The sequence below is a fragment of the Chitinophaga sp. ARDCPP14 genome (assembly GCF_051362515.1).
Taxonomy (GTDB): domain Bacteria; phylum Bacteroidota; class Bacteroidia; order Chitinophagales; family Chitinophagaceae; genus Chitinophaga.
This window is the reverse complement of the sequence record NZ_JBKIXB010000004.1, coordinates 538,894-555,683: the sequence shown is the minus strand read 5'-3', so window position 1 is coordinate 555,683 and position 16,790 is coordinate 538,894. Positions and strand designations below refer to the sequence as shown.

General features: G+C 45.7%; 10 protein-coding genes and 1 tRNA gene. All 11 read left to right on the top strand.

Translation table 11 applies throughout. The features are described from left to right. The first annotated feature begins 28 nt into the window (after nt 1-28). Complete coding sequence (gene rpoC / locus ACLHR0_RS14700) at nt 29-4,327, top strand: DNA-directed RNA polymerase subunit beta' (protein WP_429051143.1); 4,299 nt, start codon at nt 29-31, stop codon at nt 4,325-4,327. Nucleotides 4,328-4,425: 98 nt separating this feature from the next. Further along, a complete protein-coding gene (locus ACLHR0_RS14695) occupies nt 4,426-5,118 on the top strand; it encodes a DUF4397 domain-containing protein (protein WP_429051141.1) in 693 nt (230 codons plus the stop codon). A gap of 132 nt (nt 5,119-5,250) precedes the next feature. Beyond that, nucleotides 5,251-6,249 carry a glycerophosphodiester phosphodiesterase gene (locus tag ACLHR0_RS14690; protein WP_370912185.1) on the top strand — a complete coding sequence of 333 codons (999 nt, stop codon included), beginning with the start codon at nt 5,251-5,253 and terminating at the stop codon, nt 6,247-6,249. 117 nt (nt 6,250-6,366) lie between these two features. Then, nucleotides 6,367-6,981: an OmpH family outer membrane protein gene (locus tag ACLHR0_RS14685; protein ID WP_429051137.1), complete on the top strand. Its 615-nt coding sequence runs from the start codon at nt 6,367-6,369 to the stop codon at nt 6,979-6,981. Nucleotides 6,982-7,059: 78 nt separating this feature from the next. Continuing rightward, entirely contained in the window at nt 7,060-8,493 is a 1,434-nt protein-coding gene (locus ACLHR0_RS14680; RefSeq protein WP_436487532.1) for an APC family permease, read from the top strand. 610 nt (nt 8,494-9,103) lie between these two features. Beyond that, nucleotides 9,104-9,709, top strand: a complete 606-nt coding sequence (locus tag ACLHR0_RS14675) for a DUF4254 domain-containing protein (protein WP_429051134.1) — start codon at nt 9,104-9,106, stop codon at nt 9,707-9,709. 10 nt (nt 9,710-9,719) lie between these two features. Beyond that, nucleotides 9,720-10,760, top strand: a complete 1,041-nt coding sequence (locus ACLHR0_RS14670; protein ID WP_436487529.1) for a glycosyltransferase family 9 protein — start codon at nt 9,720-9,722, stop codon at nt 10,758-10,760. 104 nt (nt 10,761-10,864) lie between these two features. Then, a tRNA-Gln gene (locus tag ACLHR0_RS14665) sits at nt 10,865-10,935 on the top strand. Nucleotides 10,936-11,216: 281 nt separating this feature from the next. Further along, nucleotides 11,217-11,825, top strand: coding sequence for an RNA polymerase sigma factor (locus ACLHR0_RS14660; RefSeq protein ID WP_429051132.1), 609 nt, complete (start codon nt 11,217-11,219; stop codon nt 11,823-11,825). Nucleotides 11,826-11,898: 73 nt separating this feature from the next. Continuing rightward, a complete protein-coding gene (locus tag ACLHR0_RS14655) occupies nt 11,899-13,083 on the top strand; it encodes a FecR family protein (RefSeq protein ID WP_436487527.1) in 1,185 nt (394 codons plus the stop codon). A 206-nt stretch (nt 13,084-13,289) separates the two neighbouring features. Beyond that, complete coding sequence (locus ACLHR0_RS14650) at nt 13,290-16,769, top strand: TonB-dependent receptor (RefSeq protein WP_436487525.1); 3,480 nt, start codon at nt 13,290-13,292, stop codon at nt 16,767-16,769. Nucleotides 16,770-16,790 lie beyond the last annotated feature (21 nt).

The following is a 16,790-nucleotide window of genomic DNA, read 5'->3' as shown; positions in this document are numbered from 1 at the left end:
ACGGCTAACAGCTAAAAGCTAATTACAGATGGCTATCAAAAAAGAAAATCGTCCTAAATCAAATTTTAACAGCATTACCATCAGTCTGGCCTCTCCGGATGTTATCCTGGAGCGTTCATACGGTGAAGTGCTGAAACCTGAAACCATCAACTACCGTACTTACAAGCCGGAACGTGATGGTTTATTCTGCGAAAGGATATTCGGGCCTGTAAAGGACTACGAATGTTATTGCGGAAAATACAAACGTATCCGTTATAAGGGTATCGTGTGTGACCGTTGTGGTGTTGAGGTAACGGAGAAGAAAGTACGTCGTGAGAGAATGGGTCACATTCGTTTAGTGGTACCCGTTGTACATATATGGTATTTCAAATCCCTGCCTAACAAGATTGGTTACCTGCTTGGAATGAGTTCCAAGAAACTGGAAACCATCGTTTACTATGAAAGATACGTAGTAATCCAGGCGGGCATGAAACAGGAGAAAGGCATGAACTACGGTGATTTGCTCACTGAAGAAGAGTACCTGGATATCCTGGACACCTTACCAAAAGACAATCAGCTGTTACCGGATGAAGATCCTAACAAGTTTATTGCTAAAATGGGTGCGGAAGCGGTAGAAATGATGCTGGCCAGGATTGATCTGGACAGTCTTTCTTACCAGTTACGTAACCAGGCTGCTACTGAAACTTCCCAGCAACGTAAAGCGGAAGCGCTGAAGCGTTTGAGCGTGGTGGAAGCTTTCCGTGAAGCTAATGGCCGTGTGGAAAACCGTCCTGAATGGATGGTAATGCAATATATTCCTGTGGTGCCGCCGGAACTGCGTCCGTTAGTTCCTTTGGATGGTGGCCGTTTTGCGTCTTCCGATCTGAACGACCTTTACCGCAGGGTAATTATCCGTAACAACCGTCTGAAACGTTTGATCGAAATTAAGGCGCCTGAGGTGATCCTTCGTAACGAAAAACGTATGCTGCAGGAAGCGGTGGATTCCCTGTTCGACAACTCCCGTAAATCCAACGCGGTGAAAGCGGAAGGTGGTCGTGCACTGAAATCACTGTCAGACGTACTGAAAGGTAAACAAGGCCGTTTCCGTCAGAACTTACTCGGTAAACGTGTGGATTATTCCGGACGTTCTGTTATCGTGGTAGGACCTGAACTGAAACTGCATGAGTGTGGTTTACCGAAAGATATGGCGGCTGAGTTATTCAAACCGTTTATTATCCGTAAGCTGATTGAAAGAGGCATCGTTAAAACCGTGAAATCAGCGAAGAAGCTGGTAGATCGTAAAGAAGCGGTGGTTTGGGATATCCTGGAAAACGTGCTGAAAGGTCATCCGGTTATGTTAAACCGTGCGCCAACCCTGCACCGTTTGTCCATACAGGCTTTCCAGCCTAAACTCGTGGAAGGTAAAGCGATCCAGTTGCACCCGCTCGTATGTTCTGCGTTCAACGCGGATTTCGATGGTGACCAGATGGCAGTACACGTTCCATTGAGCAACGCTGCAATCCTGGAAGCCCAGTTACTGATGCTGTCTTCCCATAACATCCTTAACCCGCAGAATGGTACGCCAATTACCCTGCCTTCACAGGACATGGTGCTTGGTTTGTATTATATCACGAAGGGTAAGAAAACAATCGGTGATGTAGTAGTTAGAGGAGAAGGTAAAGCTTTCTACTCTGCTGAAGAAGTAATCATCGCATTGAACGAAGACCGTATCGATCTGCATGCTCACATCCGTGTTAAAGCTGATGTAAGAAATGCAAACGGTGAGCTGGAAAGAAAACTGATCGACACTACTGTAGGCCGCGTACTGTTTAACCAGCACGTACCTAAAGCAGCCGGTTATGTAAATGCCCTGCTGACCAAGAAATCACTGCGTGAAATCATCGGTGATATCATTAAAGCAACAGACATCCCAAAAACTGCGAAGTTCCTGGATGACATCAAGCAATTAGGTTTCCGCATGGCGTTCCGCGGTGGTCTGTCATTTAACATTAATGACCTGATCATTCCGGATGTTAAGCAAGACATGATTGATGGTGCAGCCGGTGAAGTAGAAGAAGTTTGGGATAACTATAACATGGGTCTGATCACCAACAACGAACGCTACAACCAGATCATTGATATCTGGTCACGTGTGGATACGAAGGTGACTGAAACCCTGATCCGTGAGCTGGCAACTGACAAGCAAGGATTCAACTCTGTATACATGATGTTGGATTCCGGTGCGCGTGGTTCCAAGCAGCAGATCAAACAGCTGGCTGGTATCAGAGGTCTGATGGCCAAGCCGCGTAAGAGTGGTTCTACCGGTTCCGAGATCATCGAAAACCCGGTATTGTCCAACTTTAAAGATGGTTTGAACGTATTGGAATACTTCATCTCTACACACGGTGCCCGTAAGGGTCTTGCGGATACGGCGTTGAAAACGGCGGATGCGGGTTACCTGACCCGTCGTCTGGTAGACGTTGCGCAGGATGTGGTAATTAATGAAGAAGATTGTGGTACACTCCGTGGTATTGCTACTTCTGCATTGAAAGATAATGAAGAAGTGATTGAAACACTGTATGACCGTATCCTCGGACGTACTTCCCTGCACGACGTATTTGATCCTCATAGTGATGAGGAACTGATTGTTGCTGCCGGTGCTGAGATCACTGAAGAAATTGCGCACAGAATTGAAGAAAGTGCTATTGAAACCGTAGAGATCCGCTCTGTACTGACTTGCGAAAGCCGTCGGGGTGTGTGCGTGAAATGTTACGGTAAAAACCTGGCCAGCGGTTATACTGCACAGAAAGGTGATGCCGTGGGTATCATCGCTGCACAGTCGATCGGTGAGCCTGGTACACAGTTGACACTGCGTACCTTCCACGTGGGTGGTGTTGCCGGTTCTACTTCCGTTGAATCCGGTTTGCCAGCTAAGTTTGATGGTACCGTTCAATTCGATGGCTTACGTACTACCACTTACGAAAACAACCAGGGTGAAAAAGTACAGATCGTTATCGGTCGTACCGGTGAGTTGCGTATCATGGACGTGAAAAATGACCGTCTGCTGGTAACCAACAACATTCCTTATGGTTCTACCCTGTTAGTGAAAGACGGACAGAAAGTAGTGAAAGGTGATATGCTCTGCACATGGGATCCGTTCAACGCCGTTATCGTGTCTGAAATTCCGGGTACCATCCGTTTCGACAGCATCATTGAAGGTATTACCTTCCGTGAAGAAGCAGACGAACAGACCGGTCACCGTGAGAAAGTGGTAATTGAAACCAAAGACAAGAATAAGATCCCGTCTATCATGGTAGATGGTAATAAAGAGGTGAAATCATACAACTTACCGGTAGGTTCGCACATTGTTATCTCTGAAGGAGATAAGGTGAGAGCCGGTCAGGTAATCGTGAAGATCCCACGTATTATCGGTAAACTGCGAGATATCACGGGTGGTTTGCCACGTGTAACTGAGCTCTTTGAAGCGCGTAACCCGAGCAATCCTGCCATCGTTTCTGAAATCGACGGTGTGGTAGCTTTTGGTAACATCAAACGTGGTAACCGCGAAATCATCATTGAAAGCCGTGAAGGCCAGGTGAAGAAATACCTGGTGCCGTTAACACGTCATATCCTGGTACAGGACGGTGACTTTGTGAAGGCCGGTACTTCACTCTCCGATGGTTCTACTACTCCTGCAGACATCCTGTCTATCAAAGGACCGTTTGCTGTACAGGAATACCTGGTAAATGAAATCCAGGAAGTATACCGTTTACAGGGTGTGAAGATCAATGATAAACACATCGAGGTGATTGTTCGCCAGATGATGCGTAAAGTAAACATCGAAGATCCGGGTGATACCCGCTTCCTCGAAGGAGATACAGAAGACAGGTTTGATTTCTTCGAAGAAAACGATATGATCTTCGATAAGAAGGTGGTAACGGAAGCCGGTGAATCTGCTAACCTGAAAGCAGGTCAGATAGTAACACTGCGCCAGGTTCGTGAAGAAAACTCCCTGTTGCGTCGTGCAGATAAAAAACTGGTAGAATTCCGCGATGCACAGCCGGCTACTTCCAGTCCGCTCCTGCAGGGTATTACCAAGGCATCCCTCGGTACCCGTAGCTGGATCTCTGCTGCTTCGTTCCAGGAAACCACGAAGGTATTATCACAGGCTGCTATCAACGGTAAAACCGATGATATGATGGGTCTGAAGGAGAATGTGATCACAGGTCACCTGATCCCTGCCGGTACTGGTTTACGTGAGTTTGAAAACATGATCGTAGGTTCCAAGGAAGAATACGACATCCTGGCTTCTTCTAAGGAAGTGTTCCAGTTTGACGAAGAAGAATAGTATTACACAGATATTAAAACAGGAAGCGCTTGCCCCAAAGGCAGGCGCTTTTTGTTTTAATATTACTACATTTGAGTGCGTAAAAAGAAGCGGATTTCATGAAACACCTGATCATTCCTGTTTTAATATTGTTGTTGATACTGGGCGCCTGTAAGAAAAACAGTGACAGTGCGGTACCTGATACCCACGGTAACTTTTTGTTTGTAAACGCAGCGCCCGGCAATGATCAGTTTAATGTGATGCTGGATACCTTCACTGTTGCCAGCAATATAGGCTATGGAACCAATACGGGATATAAGTCTTTCCGGGCCCAGAAATACAACCTGATTATTACTAACACCAGGCAGCCTGGCGTGGCCGTATACCAGGGGCAGATCTTTCTGCGTAACAACCGTTTTTACTCTGCTTATGTAGGCGCTGACAGTGCAGGCAATCAAATACTGATCACTACCGAAGATGACCTGAGCGCTCCGGCTGCAGGGATGTCTAAATTCAGGGTGATTAATTTTGCCCAGGCATTCAGGCCAAACCGTACACCGCTTGGCATTGATGTTTATTCCGATACGTTTCCCCGCTTCTTCAGGGGGTTGACATTTCCTGCACAAACTGCATTTGCGCCGCTTTACGGCGACAGCGCCCATTACAAGATCAATTTCCGCTGGATTGATTCCTCCAAAGTGTTGAAAACCTTCGACATGGCTACCCAGGCCGGTAAAGTGTATACGCTTATCAGCAACGGTTATCCGCTGGATCCTGCCAGGTTCAATGTGTTGCTGATACAGCATAATTAAAGCAGTCGCATCTTAAAGCTTTATAGTAATTTAACGTAGTGTTTTTCCATCCAGGGGATGGAAATGAATAAATTGCGCGCTATTTTAGCCACAAACGCGGACCACATGAACAATTGCAAAAAAATATTTCTGATGGCAGGAATAACCTTGATAGGTACAGCTGCAGCGGCGCAGCAAGCCAGCGCTCCTTACCTTGATGCCTATACGATTCCCGTTCAGCAAAAGAACGCGGTAATTGGTAAAATCTATGACAGGAACGGGCAGTTATCAGCGGCTACCTTGCTGGAGGACAAGTCCGGGTTATTTACTGTCAGCGGCCATGAATTGAAACTGAAAAAGAAAGCTGCCGTAGGCAAAGAAGGTGATTTTAAGTATCCGGTCCGCATTAAAGCCGGGGCGGACACTGCTGAATTCCTGCTGGTGGCGGATGACTTTATCCGCAATAAGGTAGTGGCCCACCGCGGTGCATGGAAGCATCAGGCGGGCAGCCAGAATAGCCTTACTTCCCTGAAAGATGCGATGAAGCTGGGTTGTGAAGGATCAGAATTTGATGTGTGGTTATCGTCAGATAATGAACTGGTAATTTCACATGATCCGGAGATAGGGGGAAAGAAGGTGGAAGAGAGTACGCTGGCGGATTTGCAAACAGTTCAGCTGAAAAACGGCGACCGGGTTCCCACATTGGAGGAGTTTATTGATGTGATCCAGGAACAACACCGTACACGGCTCGTGCTGGAGTTGAAGCCCTCCCGTACCGGCAGGGGCGATTTGCTGGCCACCAAAGCAGTAGCGATGGTGCAGGCCAAGAAGGCCCAGGCGTGGATGTTCTACATCAGCTTTGACTACAATATCTGCAAAAAAATAAAGGAGCTGGATCCCGCGGCTAAAATAGCTTACCTGAATGGGGATAAAACGCCCGCACAGTTGCAGGCCGATGGTATCTGGGGACTGGATTACAATCAGCAGGTATTCAGGAATGATCCGCAGCTCATTGCCACTGCGAAGCAACATAAAGTAACTACCAATGCATGGACGATAGATAATCCGGAAATAATGGACGATTTATTAAAAAACGGGGTGGATTATATTACCACCAATGAGCCGGAGATCCTGTTGGAGAAGGTGAAGTAATAATATTCGTTAAAACCTAGCTAAAAAAATGGACGGGAATATGAAAATCCATTAAAAACCTTATTTTAGCCGTTCCATTTTTCAAATGTACTAAAAGAAGCAAATCCACCTATTAACATGCGCACTTGTAAACAATTAGTGAATAAAGGATTATTAGCGGCATTTTCAGCCGGTTTATTGATGTCTTGCCAGGGAAATAAAGCTGGTAACAGTGCACCAGCTGCATCAAGTGCGGCAAACAGCGGTACTCCTGCTGCGGGTAGTTTTAAAATTGCTTATGTAGATCTGGATTCACTGGAAGCGCATTTTGAGTATTTCAAGGAAAAAAGAGGCTTATTGGAGCAGAAGCAGCAGCAGATGGACAACCAGCTGAAAGGCAAGGCCCGTGCATTGCAGAGTGAGTATGAAGACCTGCAACGCAGAGCATCTACCCTTACCCAGGAACAGGGAGAGGCAGCACAACGCAGCCTGATGTCTAAACAACAGCAGTTAGAGCAGGAAGCGCAGAACCTGCGTGCCAGTTATACCGAGCAGGAAACTAAGTTTAATGAAGAACTGCAGAAGAGACTGGACGATTTCCTGAAATCATTTAACGCCGACAAGCGTTTTGCGTATATCTTCTCTTACCGCAGTACCGCCAGCAACATCCTGTATAAAGATCCGGCTTACGATGTAACACCGGACGTTATTAAAGGAATGAATAATAACAGCGCCGCCACTCCTGCCAAATAAGCGAATAAACCATCAGAAATTTTTTCTATCTTATAGTCCCGGTTCCCTTATGAGCCGGGATTTTTTATAAATATCAATATGGAAATCAACCAAACTAAATCATTCAAGCCATCCCTGGGCCTATTAGATGCTACTATGATTGTTGCCGGATCTATGATAGGTTCCGGGATCTTTATTGTAACAGCAGAAATTGCCCGTAGCGTGGGAGGGGCAGGCTGGATTACCGCTATGTGGGTACTGGCGGGCTTTGTTACGCTGATTGCAGCCATGAGTTATGGTGAATTGTCAGGAATGTTCCCCAAAGCCGGCGGCCAGTATGTATATCTCCGGGAAGCCTACAATCCTTTTATTGCCTTTTTATTTGGCTGGACGCAGTTCGGTGTTATTCAAACCGGCACCATTGCCGCTGTGGCGGTTGCCTTTGCAAAGTTTACTGCTTACCTGATACCGGGTTTCAGTGAGAAGAACATTTTGCTGGACGCCGGTATTGTGCAGATTTCTGCGGCGCAGATAGTTGCTATTGTATCTATCATCTTACTAACATTTATAAATACACGTGGTGTGCACCACGGTAAGCTGATACAAACCGTATTTACATTGGCGAAGCTGTTGTCTTTATTCGGACTCATTATTTTCGGGTTACTGTTTGGGGCAAAGTCTGAGATCTGGCAGGCCAACTGGCAGCATGCCTGGGATGCGGCAGCGGTTTCATCACAGAACGGTACGGTGGTAACGGCAGCTTTATCAGGGCTGGCGTTGTTTGGCGCCATCGCGGTTTCCATGAAAGGCTCGTTGTTTTCCAGTGATGCCTGGAACAATGTGACCTTCATTGCAGGAGAGATCAAAAATCCTTCTAAAAATATCGGCCGTTCCCTTTTCCTGGGAACGCTGATTGTGACCATTATTTATGTGAGCTGTAACCTGATGTACCTGGCTGTGCTGCCACTGAATGAAATTGCGTTTGCTGCCAACGACCGTGTTGGGGTGGCTGCAGCGGCGCAGATCTTTGGTTCCAGCGGCGCTATTATTATTGCAGTGATGATCATGATCTCCACCTTTGGTTGTAATAACGGGTTGATTTTATCGGGTGCGCGGATCTATTACACGATGGCGGAAGATAAATTGTTCTTTAAAAAAGCAGGTGAGCTGAATAAGCACAGCGTGCCCGCCTATGGTTTGTGGATCCAGTGTGCATGGGCATCCATGTTGTGTTTGACAGGCAGGTACAACGACTTGCTGGCATTGGTAATTTTCGGGGTATTGATATTTTATGTGCTGACGATCCTCGGAATTTTTATTTTAAGAAAGAAACGCCCGGAGATAGAAAGACCCTACAAAGCTTTTGGTTACCCGGTACTGCCAATGATCTATATCATAGTGGCATTATCGCTGGCAGCTTTGTTGCTGGTATTTGAAACCAACTATACTTTACCCGGACTGGGAATTATTTTATTGGGTATTCCGCTGTTTTATCTTACCAAGATTACGCGACCGGCTACCACCAAAAGCTAATTTGGACAAGAAAACCTTGTAATTACCACAAACGTTGTATAAAAAAAGGGGGCCACTGCAGTGCAAAATGCAGTGGCCCCTTTTAATTTGCACTAAGACACACGGACATAAAGATGTCCACCTTAAACCCTGATAATTTTAGAAAACCCGGTACTATTTGAGTAGAATTAAACAAATGAAGTTGTCAACATTAGCAGAAGATTCCCATAAAAAGTAGTGGTAAGAGGCCACTCCAGGTTTATGAAATATAACGTCTGTGATCCTGGCCCCTGTAATTAGTGATCTGGTAATTTGTTAACAGCTATAGCATTTTAGAACACCCTCAATAAAACGTTTAGCCATTAGAGTGATTGATTTTTACTGCATTCAAAAAATATTCAAAAACAAACAATCATAAAAATATTATTTGCCGATATGGTGTGATTACATCATTACAAGGTAAAAAAGGAAAATAAGGTGGTATAACCTTGACGGCATCTCAACCCCAAGATAACCATTGAAAGCCTTCACGATTTGCATTCTCGAACATTCACATGACAATCTTTTACAATAAGCGTATGGTCTCTACCATGCGCTTCTTTTTTGTCGCCAGCCTTTGTACATTTGCGGCATGTTTACACAATTGTGCAATAAGATATTTAACCAGAGTATCGTGGCCTACCATGAGCACAACGATGTGCATCAGGCCATTTCCAATCCCTATGAAAAGAGCAGCATTGAGCACCTGCTTTACCTGAAAAACTGGATAGACACGGTGCAGTGGCACCTGGAGGATATTATCCGCGATCCGAAGATTGATCCCGTAGAAGCATTGGGTATTAAGCGTTGGATAGACCGTTCCAACCAGGAGCGCACGGATGTGGTGGAATACATCGACAGTTATTTCCTGGAAAAATATGGCAAAACGGCACCTGCTGCGGATGCTGGTATTAATACCGAAAGTCCGGCCTGGGCAATAGACCGTTTGTCTATTCTGGCGTTGAAAATTTATCACATGCAGGAAGAAGCCACCCGTGCGGATGCCACACCAGAACATCGTGCAGCGTGCCAGCGCAAGCTGGATATCCTGCTGGAGCAGCAACAGGACCTGAGTTCCGCCATTGAGGCGCTGCTGGCCGATATTGCCGCCGGTAAAAAGTTCATGAAGGTATACAAGCAAATGAAGATGTATAATGATCCTTCCCTGAACCCGGTTTTATACAAAAACGAAAAATAAATCTTCCTACTTGGGCGCAGTTAAAACGATATTGGTTACCCGGTTGTCTGCTATGGGCGATGTAGCCATGACCATTCCTGTGATGAAGCAGGTGCTGGATGAAAATCCGGATGTGGAGATTGTTTTTGTGACCAACCGGAACTGGGGCGCTTTATGCGCGGGTATTTCGCGGCTGACCTTTTTCCCGGCAGATGTAAAAGGCATTCATAAGGGGGTAAAAGGGCTGTATCGTTTGTTCCGTGAAGTAAAAAAGGCGCATCGGGTTACTGCCGTGGCAGACCTGCACAATGTGCTGAGGTCCCAGATCATCCGGACTTTTTTCCGGTTGAGCGGTACACCCGTAGCGGCTATTGACAAAGGCCGCGCAGAAAAGAAGGCGCTGACCCGGAAGGACAACAAGGTATTGCAGCAGTTAACCAGTACCATAGAAAGGTATGCGAAAGTATTCCGGCAACTGGGGCTTCGCTGTGAAATGGGCCGCAAACCCGTTTTTCAGCCCCGTGCGTTGCCCGGAACGCTGACCGCGGTTACTGGTGCAAAAAAGGATAAAAAATGGGTAGGACTGGCTCCTTTTGCCACTTACCGCGAAAAAATGTACCCTTTAGAGCAAATGGCGGCCGTTTTGGGTATGCTGGCGCAGGAACAGGGGATACAGGTGTTTCTTTTAGGCGGTGGAAAGCAGGAGGTGTTATTGCTTACGCAGCTGGCAGCCCAGTATCCGCAGGTAATTGTGGTGGCAGGGCGTTTTTCCCTGGAGGAGGAAATGGCTATCATCAGCCAGCTGGATGTGATGATCAGCATGGATTCAGCCAATATGCACCTCGCTTCCCTCTTTGGGGTGCCGGTAGTATCTGTTTGGGGCGCCACCCACCCTTTTGCCGGATTTATGGGGTATGGGCAGTCGCCTGAAAATGCTATCCAGGTTCATGACCTGCCATGCCGGCCCTGTTCCGTATTCGGTAACAAACCCTGCTTCAGAGGGGATTACGCCTGTATGGAGTGGATAAAACCAGCACAGATAGCGGAAAAAGTGAATGAGATAGTTTTATAAGTCTTTGCAGCAAAGGATTCTGAAGGATATTTTAAAAATATTGCAAGTTTTTTTTGCAGAAATAAAAAAAGTTATACTTTTGCCATCCCAAACAATAAGGGTATTGCCCAATAGTATAATGGTAGTACGACAGATTTTGGTTCTGTTTGTCTAGGTTCGAATCCTGGTTGGGCAACAAAATATCACAGGCCTTTTTTAGCTTTCTTTATGATCCAGGTAATCATAGGGGTGTTAAAAAAGGCTTTTTCTTTTTACCTGCATTTTTTCCGCCTTCGTCCCTGTTATAAAAAAGAAAGGTAAAGCAAGTTATTCCCATCCATCTCCATCATTTTTTATTCTCCCACTTTATTTACGCAATCGTTCCCGTAGGTTTCCGGCTTGTTTAGCTTGTTTAAATAGACAAATGTTTAATTTCCCTTTTAATTCCACAGGTAACCTAATAGCAAAATTCACGTTATGAACATAAATGCAATGGATGAAAGGCTTTTACTGCGGCAAATTGCTGAAGGCAGCGAAAAGGCCTTTGCAGTGCTTGTAGCACAGAAGTGGAATAACATCTATTGGCAGGCCCTGAGTTATGTAAAATCATCCTGTCAGGCACAGGACATTGTGCAGGATGTGTTTTTAAAGATCTGGCAGGAAAGAAACAAGCTTTCCGGGGTAGAACGTTTTGACTCATTTTTGTTTATTATCGCCCGTAATCATATTATCAGCGCCCTGAGAAAGAAGACAGAATTACCCCTTAGTCGTGATGAATGGGAAATTGAAGAGAAAAATTATCTCCCCGATAAAATTTTATCACAGAAAAACCTGTCGGAATTGATAGCGAGGGCGATTGAGCAATTGCCGCAGCAACAAAAGACCGCATATCTGCAGAGCCGCGACCTGGGCTTGTCTCATGAAGAAATAGCGAAGAACATGCAGGTATCAAAGGAAGCGGTGAAGAAATATATTTGCCGTGCGCTTGGTTTTCTCAGAACCTATATCAGCGGTCATTTAGATATAACGATGCTTTTATCAATTGTTTACCTCCTCTTTGATGGACCTGCACATATTTATTTTTAAACCAACGTCCCCTTTTGGTTTAGCTATGCGTCTTTAATAATACAGCTGCTTTTTGGAATTGAATTGAATGTTTATGGAGAACAATATTTTTCAGGAGTTATTAGATAAATATCTGACAGGCAGGATGACTGAACAGGAATGGAAGATTTTCAGCCAGATGTTAAAAGAACCGGAGCATGAAAGCCAGCTGGAAGCGATTATTGATACCGAATTGAAGGAACACGCGCTGGAAGGGGAGCCTGATAATAAAGTGTTGGAAGGCATACAAAATCAATTGCAGCAACATATTAAGGCGGATGGAAAAAGAACGCCAACATTTTCCCTTTATTTAAAAAGAATGGCTGCTGCGGCTGTTTTTGCGCTGACACTTGCCGGAGTAGGTTACTGGTGGTTTGTATTAAAGACGCCATTGAAAAATGAAGTGGCACAGGCAAATGTGCCTGACAAGAACATCCCGATTCCGCCCGGCAGCAACAAGGCGGTACTAAAATTAGGCAATGGTACAGAGGTGATGCTCGACAGCTTAACGGAAGGAATGTTGCTGCAACAAGGACAGGCAAAAATTATTAAATCAGGTAACGGGCAGGTATCTTATAAAATAACGGGTACTACGCCTGCGGAAATTGTATATAATACCATCACTACACCCAGGGGAGGCCAATACCAGCTTACATTGGCAGATGGTACCAAAGTTTGGCTGAATGCTTCTTCCAGCTTACGATATCCTTCAAATTTTTCAGGAAAGGAAAGAAGGGTGGAGTTAACCGGCGAAGGATATTTTGAAGTAGCCAGGAATGAGTCGATGCCCTTTCATGTGAAAGTAAACAGTATAGATGTGGAAGTGTTAGGAACGCATTTCAATATCAATAGTTATAAAGATGAATCTGTAATCCGTACCACGTTGTTGGAGGGAAGTGTAAAAGTTACCAGCGGAAAACAAGCCAGCAGGCTGAAACCCGGACAGGAGGCTTCGGTTATCGCTAACGGGGATATTAAGTTGCAGGACGATGTAAATACGGAAGAAGTGATCGCATGGAAGAACGGCATGTTTCAGTTCAAGGCGGCCGATATTGAAACGGTTTTACGGCAGGCAGCAAGATGGTATGATATCCAGATTGAGTATAAGGGAGGTATTTCCGCGCGCTTTTCAGGACAGATTTCCAGAAGCGCCAATGCTGAACAGTTGTTTAAAATTTTAGAATTAACCAATAAAGTACGTTTTGAAATCCACGGGAAAAACATTGTAGTTAAACAGTAATGAAACCGGTGCTGCAGCTGCCGGATCATAAGAACGAAGTCCTGAATACCAGAAAAATTTTGAGGTAAAAAATGTAGCACCACTATTTTCTTCAACCAAAAGAGGAATAAATTATGTCATCGATTGTCTTTGGAAAAGCATCGTTAAAGAGATGCTTTCCCGCCGCCCCGTTATGTCCCGGAGCCGGCGATAAATTCCAGAAAGTTATGAAACTGACCTTTGCCTTGCTGGTGATGGTTTACCTGCAGGCGGGCGCTAACATCTCTGCACAGGGAATTATCCTGAATGAAAAAAACGCCCCGGTTGAGAAAGTATTCCGCGAGATAACCCGTCAAACGGGTTATGCCTTCTTTTATGTTGACGGCCTTCTCAATAATGCAAACAAGGTGACGGTTGTTGTTGGCAACGCCACACTTGAACAGGCGTTAGCACTTTGCTTTTCACAATTGCCATTCACCTATTCCATTGTGGAAAAAACTATTGTGGTATCAGAAAAGCTGCCTGCTAAAGGGACATCATCTTCCCGCGGCGGTACGGCTATCCCCATAAGCGGCACCATAACCGGCAGCAATAAGGAGCCGCTTCCCGGCGCTACTATAGTGGAGAAAGGAACTAATAATAAAGCGTTAAGCAATGAAGCCGGAAACTTTAGTATGAATGTTTCCCGGCCAGACGCAAGACTGTATGTTTCTTATGTTGGTTACCAGTCGAAAGAAATTGTTGCTACCGGCAAGTCGCCCATCATTATTATGCTCCAGGAAGAGAATAAGAACATGAATGAAGTGGTGGTGATCGGGTACCAGAGTATAAAGCGAAAGAACTTAACCGGCACAGTATCTTCCATCAGCGGGGCGCAGCTGGAAAAAGCGCCGGTAGCCAATGTTGCGGAGGCGCTCACGGGGCGGCTGCCTGGTGTACAGGTTACTACGGTTGACGGGCAACCCGGAGCGGAGATTGTAATACGTGTTCGTGGCGGGGGCTCTATTACCGGCAGTAACGATCCGTTGTTTATTGTGGATGGATTCAGGGTGAATAATATTAATGACATTGCGCCATCTGACATAGCCAGTATCGATATCCTGAAAGATGCGGCCACCGCTGCCATATATGGCGCAGCAGGCGCTAACGGTGTTGTAATTGTTACCACGAAAAGTGCCAAAGGTGGTAAATCTACAATTTCCTATAACGGCTTTGCCCAGGCGAGGCAGTTGCCACGTAAACTGGAAGTGCTTTCCCCGTACGAATTTGTACTTGCGCAATATGAGTATGCAAGGCTGAGAAGCCAGAGCGACGTTGATAATTTCACCAAATACTTCGGTGTTTACGATGACCTGGACATCTACAAATCCCAGAAAGGAACCGACTGGCAGGACGAACTGTATGGCAGCCCTGCTTTCTCCCAACAGCATAATATCAGCCTGACGGGTGGAAATGACCACACAAAATTTTCCGTGAACTACACTTACAATAAAGAATCAGGTTTAATTTCCAGTAACAACTATTTACGCAATTATCTGAACTTTAAATTGAATCATGATATTTCCAAAGCCCTGAAGCTCGATATATCCATGCGTTATACGCATCCTGTTATAAATGGCGCGGGTTCGGCCGGGGGCGCCAGCTTCCGCATTGGAGATGGTATCACCACGCGTCCTGTAAATGGAATTGCCGATATGATTATTATTGATCCCGGCAGCAGTGATGACTATGAACAGTTTTTGAGCAACCTGATAAATCCATTGGAATTATCCACACAGGATTACCGCAAGCGTACCAGCCGCATTTTTAACGTGAATGCCGGCGCTTCCTGGCTGATCACCAAAAATATTACTTACCGTTCTGAATATAGTTTAGGAATGACTTTTTCAGAGAACCGCCGTTACTACGGACCTTTAACCGGTACCGCCAGGAACGAAGGCGGCAACCTGCCATTGGGAGAAATCACGCAAACACGGTTGCAGGATTGTCGCCTGACAAATACCCTTAATTATCAATGGGAGAAAGGTTCCCGCCACAACCTGAATTTGCTGGTAGGGCAGGAGATACTGTCAAGAGGAAAAGGTTTTGAAGAGTATAACCGGGCGAAATATTTTAGTATGGATATTACGCCTGAGAAGCTGTTTGCCACAATGGGCCTGGGCACACAAGATATCCACAGCACAACGGAAATTGCTCCGGACAAAACCGCTTCATTTTTTGGCCGCGCTATTTACCAGCTCGATGAAAAATATATTCTGAATGTAACGGCGCGCTACGATGGTTCAACACGCTTTGCGCCTGGAAAACAGTGGGGAATATTCCCTGCGGCTTCGTTTGCTTGGCGTATTTCTTCGGAGGAATTCATGAACAATGTAAAGTTTGTTTCTGATCTGAAGTTCAGGGTCAGCTATGGTATTGTAGGTAACAACAATATTGCATCTGACCAGTGGCGGCTTTTATTTGCGCCGAGCAGTAACCGTCCTTATGGCGCCGGTGACATACCCAATCCGTATTACACCTATGCCAGCTCACAGTTAACAAACCCGGATGTTAAATGGGAAACTACCGTTACCCGTAACGTAGGTTTCGATTTCGATCTTTTCAATAATAAGATATCGGCAACGCTCGACTTTTACCACAACACCACTAAAGACCTGCTGGTGCAATCTGCCATTCCGCAAACGACGGGTTTCTCCACGCAGCAACGAAACATAGGACAAACCTCTAACCGCGGTATTGAACTGGCGCTGAACACTGATATCATCAATAAGAAAGCGTTCCGGTTAAGCGCCAATTTTAATATAGGCATCAATCGTGCAAGAATTGATAAACTGGATGGAGTAGACGAGCGGTCGTTCAACTCTAACTGGGCCGGTACCGATCTGAAAGGCATTGACGATTACAGGTTGATGGTTGGCCGCACCATCGGTTTGATGTATGGATATGTGGAGAACGGTATGTATACCGTTGATGATTTCAGTTCTTACGATCCGGTAGCCAGGAAATACATCGTGAAGGAAGGCGCCGCTCAGCAGGACTTGGGCGGGATCAGTTTGCGGCCGGGTGTGCTGAAGTTAAAAGACCTTGATGGCAACGGCGTTATTGATGCCAGTGACCGTACCGTTATCGGCAGCGCATTGCCAAAGGCTACCGGCGGTTTTGGATTGAATGCTACTTATAAGGGGTTTGACCTGTCGGCTATTTTTAACTGGGTGTACGGTAATGACGTTTATAACACCGGCAAAATTTCTTTCAACATGCTTTACAGAACCACTTATGGTAACATGTTGAGCACTTCCAGCTACGACAACCGCTTCCACTATATCGATGCGCAGGGTAACCTGGTGACAGATCTGAAAGAGCTTGCAGCATTGAATCCTAATCCTAAAACCTGGTCGCCCTTTTCAATGGGTACTGCATCGCCTTATTTCCATTCAGGGGCTGTTGAAGATGGATCTTTCCTGCGTTTAAATACACTGTCATTGGGATATTCTTTACCCAAAAAAATAATCTCCAGCGCTTACATGACGAGGTGCAGGATATACGCCACGGTGTACAACGCATTTGTATGGACAAAATACAGCGGATACGATCCGGAAGTTAGCACTACAAGGAGCAATGGTTATAATCAGCTGGTGCCGGGAGTAGACTACTCGGGCTTTCCCAAAAGCCGCTCGTATACTGTGGGCGTAAATGTAACCTTCTGACTTTTAGCATGACATTAATAA

Coding starts and splice junctions, on each gene's coding strand:
- rpoC (WP_429051143.1), top strand. CDS start 29: ATGGCTATCAAAAAAGAAAATCGTCCTAAATCAAATTTTAACAGCATT.
- ACLHR0_RS14695 (WP_429051141.1), top strand. CDS start 4,426: ATGAAACACCTGATCATTCCTGTTTTAATATTGTTGTTGATACTGGGC.
- ACLHR0_RS14690 (WP_370912185.1), top strand. CDS start 5,251: ATGGCAGGAATAACCTTGATAGGTACAGCTGCAGCGGCGCAGCAAGCC.
- ACLHR0_RS14685 (WP_429051137.1), top strand. CDS start 6,367: ATGCGCACTTGTAAACAATTAGTGAATAAAGGATTATTAGCGGCATTT.
- ACLHR0_RS14680 (WP_436487532.1), top strand. CDS start 7,060: ATGGAAATCAACCAAACTAAATCATTCAAGCCATCCCTGGGCCTATTA.
- ACLHR0_RS14675 (WP_429051134.1), top strand. CDS start 9,104: ATGTTTACACAATTGTGCAATAAGATATTTAACCAGAGTATCGTGGCC.
- ACLHR0_RS14660 (WP_429051132.1), top strand. CDS start 11,217: ATGAACATAAATGCAATGGATGAAAGGCTTTTACTGCGGCAAATTGCT.
- ACLHR0_RS14655 (WP_436487527.1), top strand. CDS start 11,899: ATGGAGAACAATATTTTTCAGGAGTTATTAGATAAATATCTGACAGGC.
- ACLHR0_RS14650 (WP_436487525.1), top strand. CDS start 13,290: ATGAAACTGACCTTTGCCTTGCTGGTGATGGTTTACCTGCAGGCGGGC.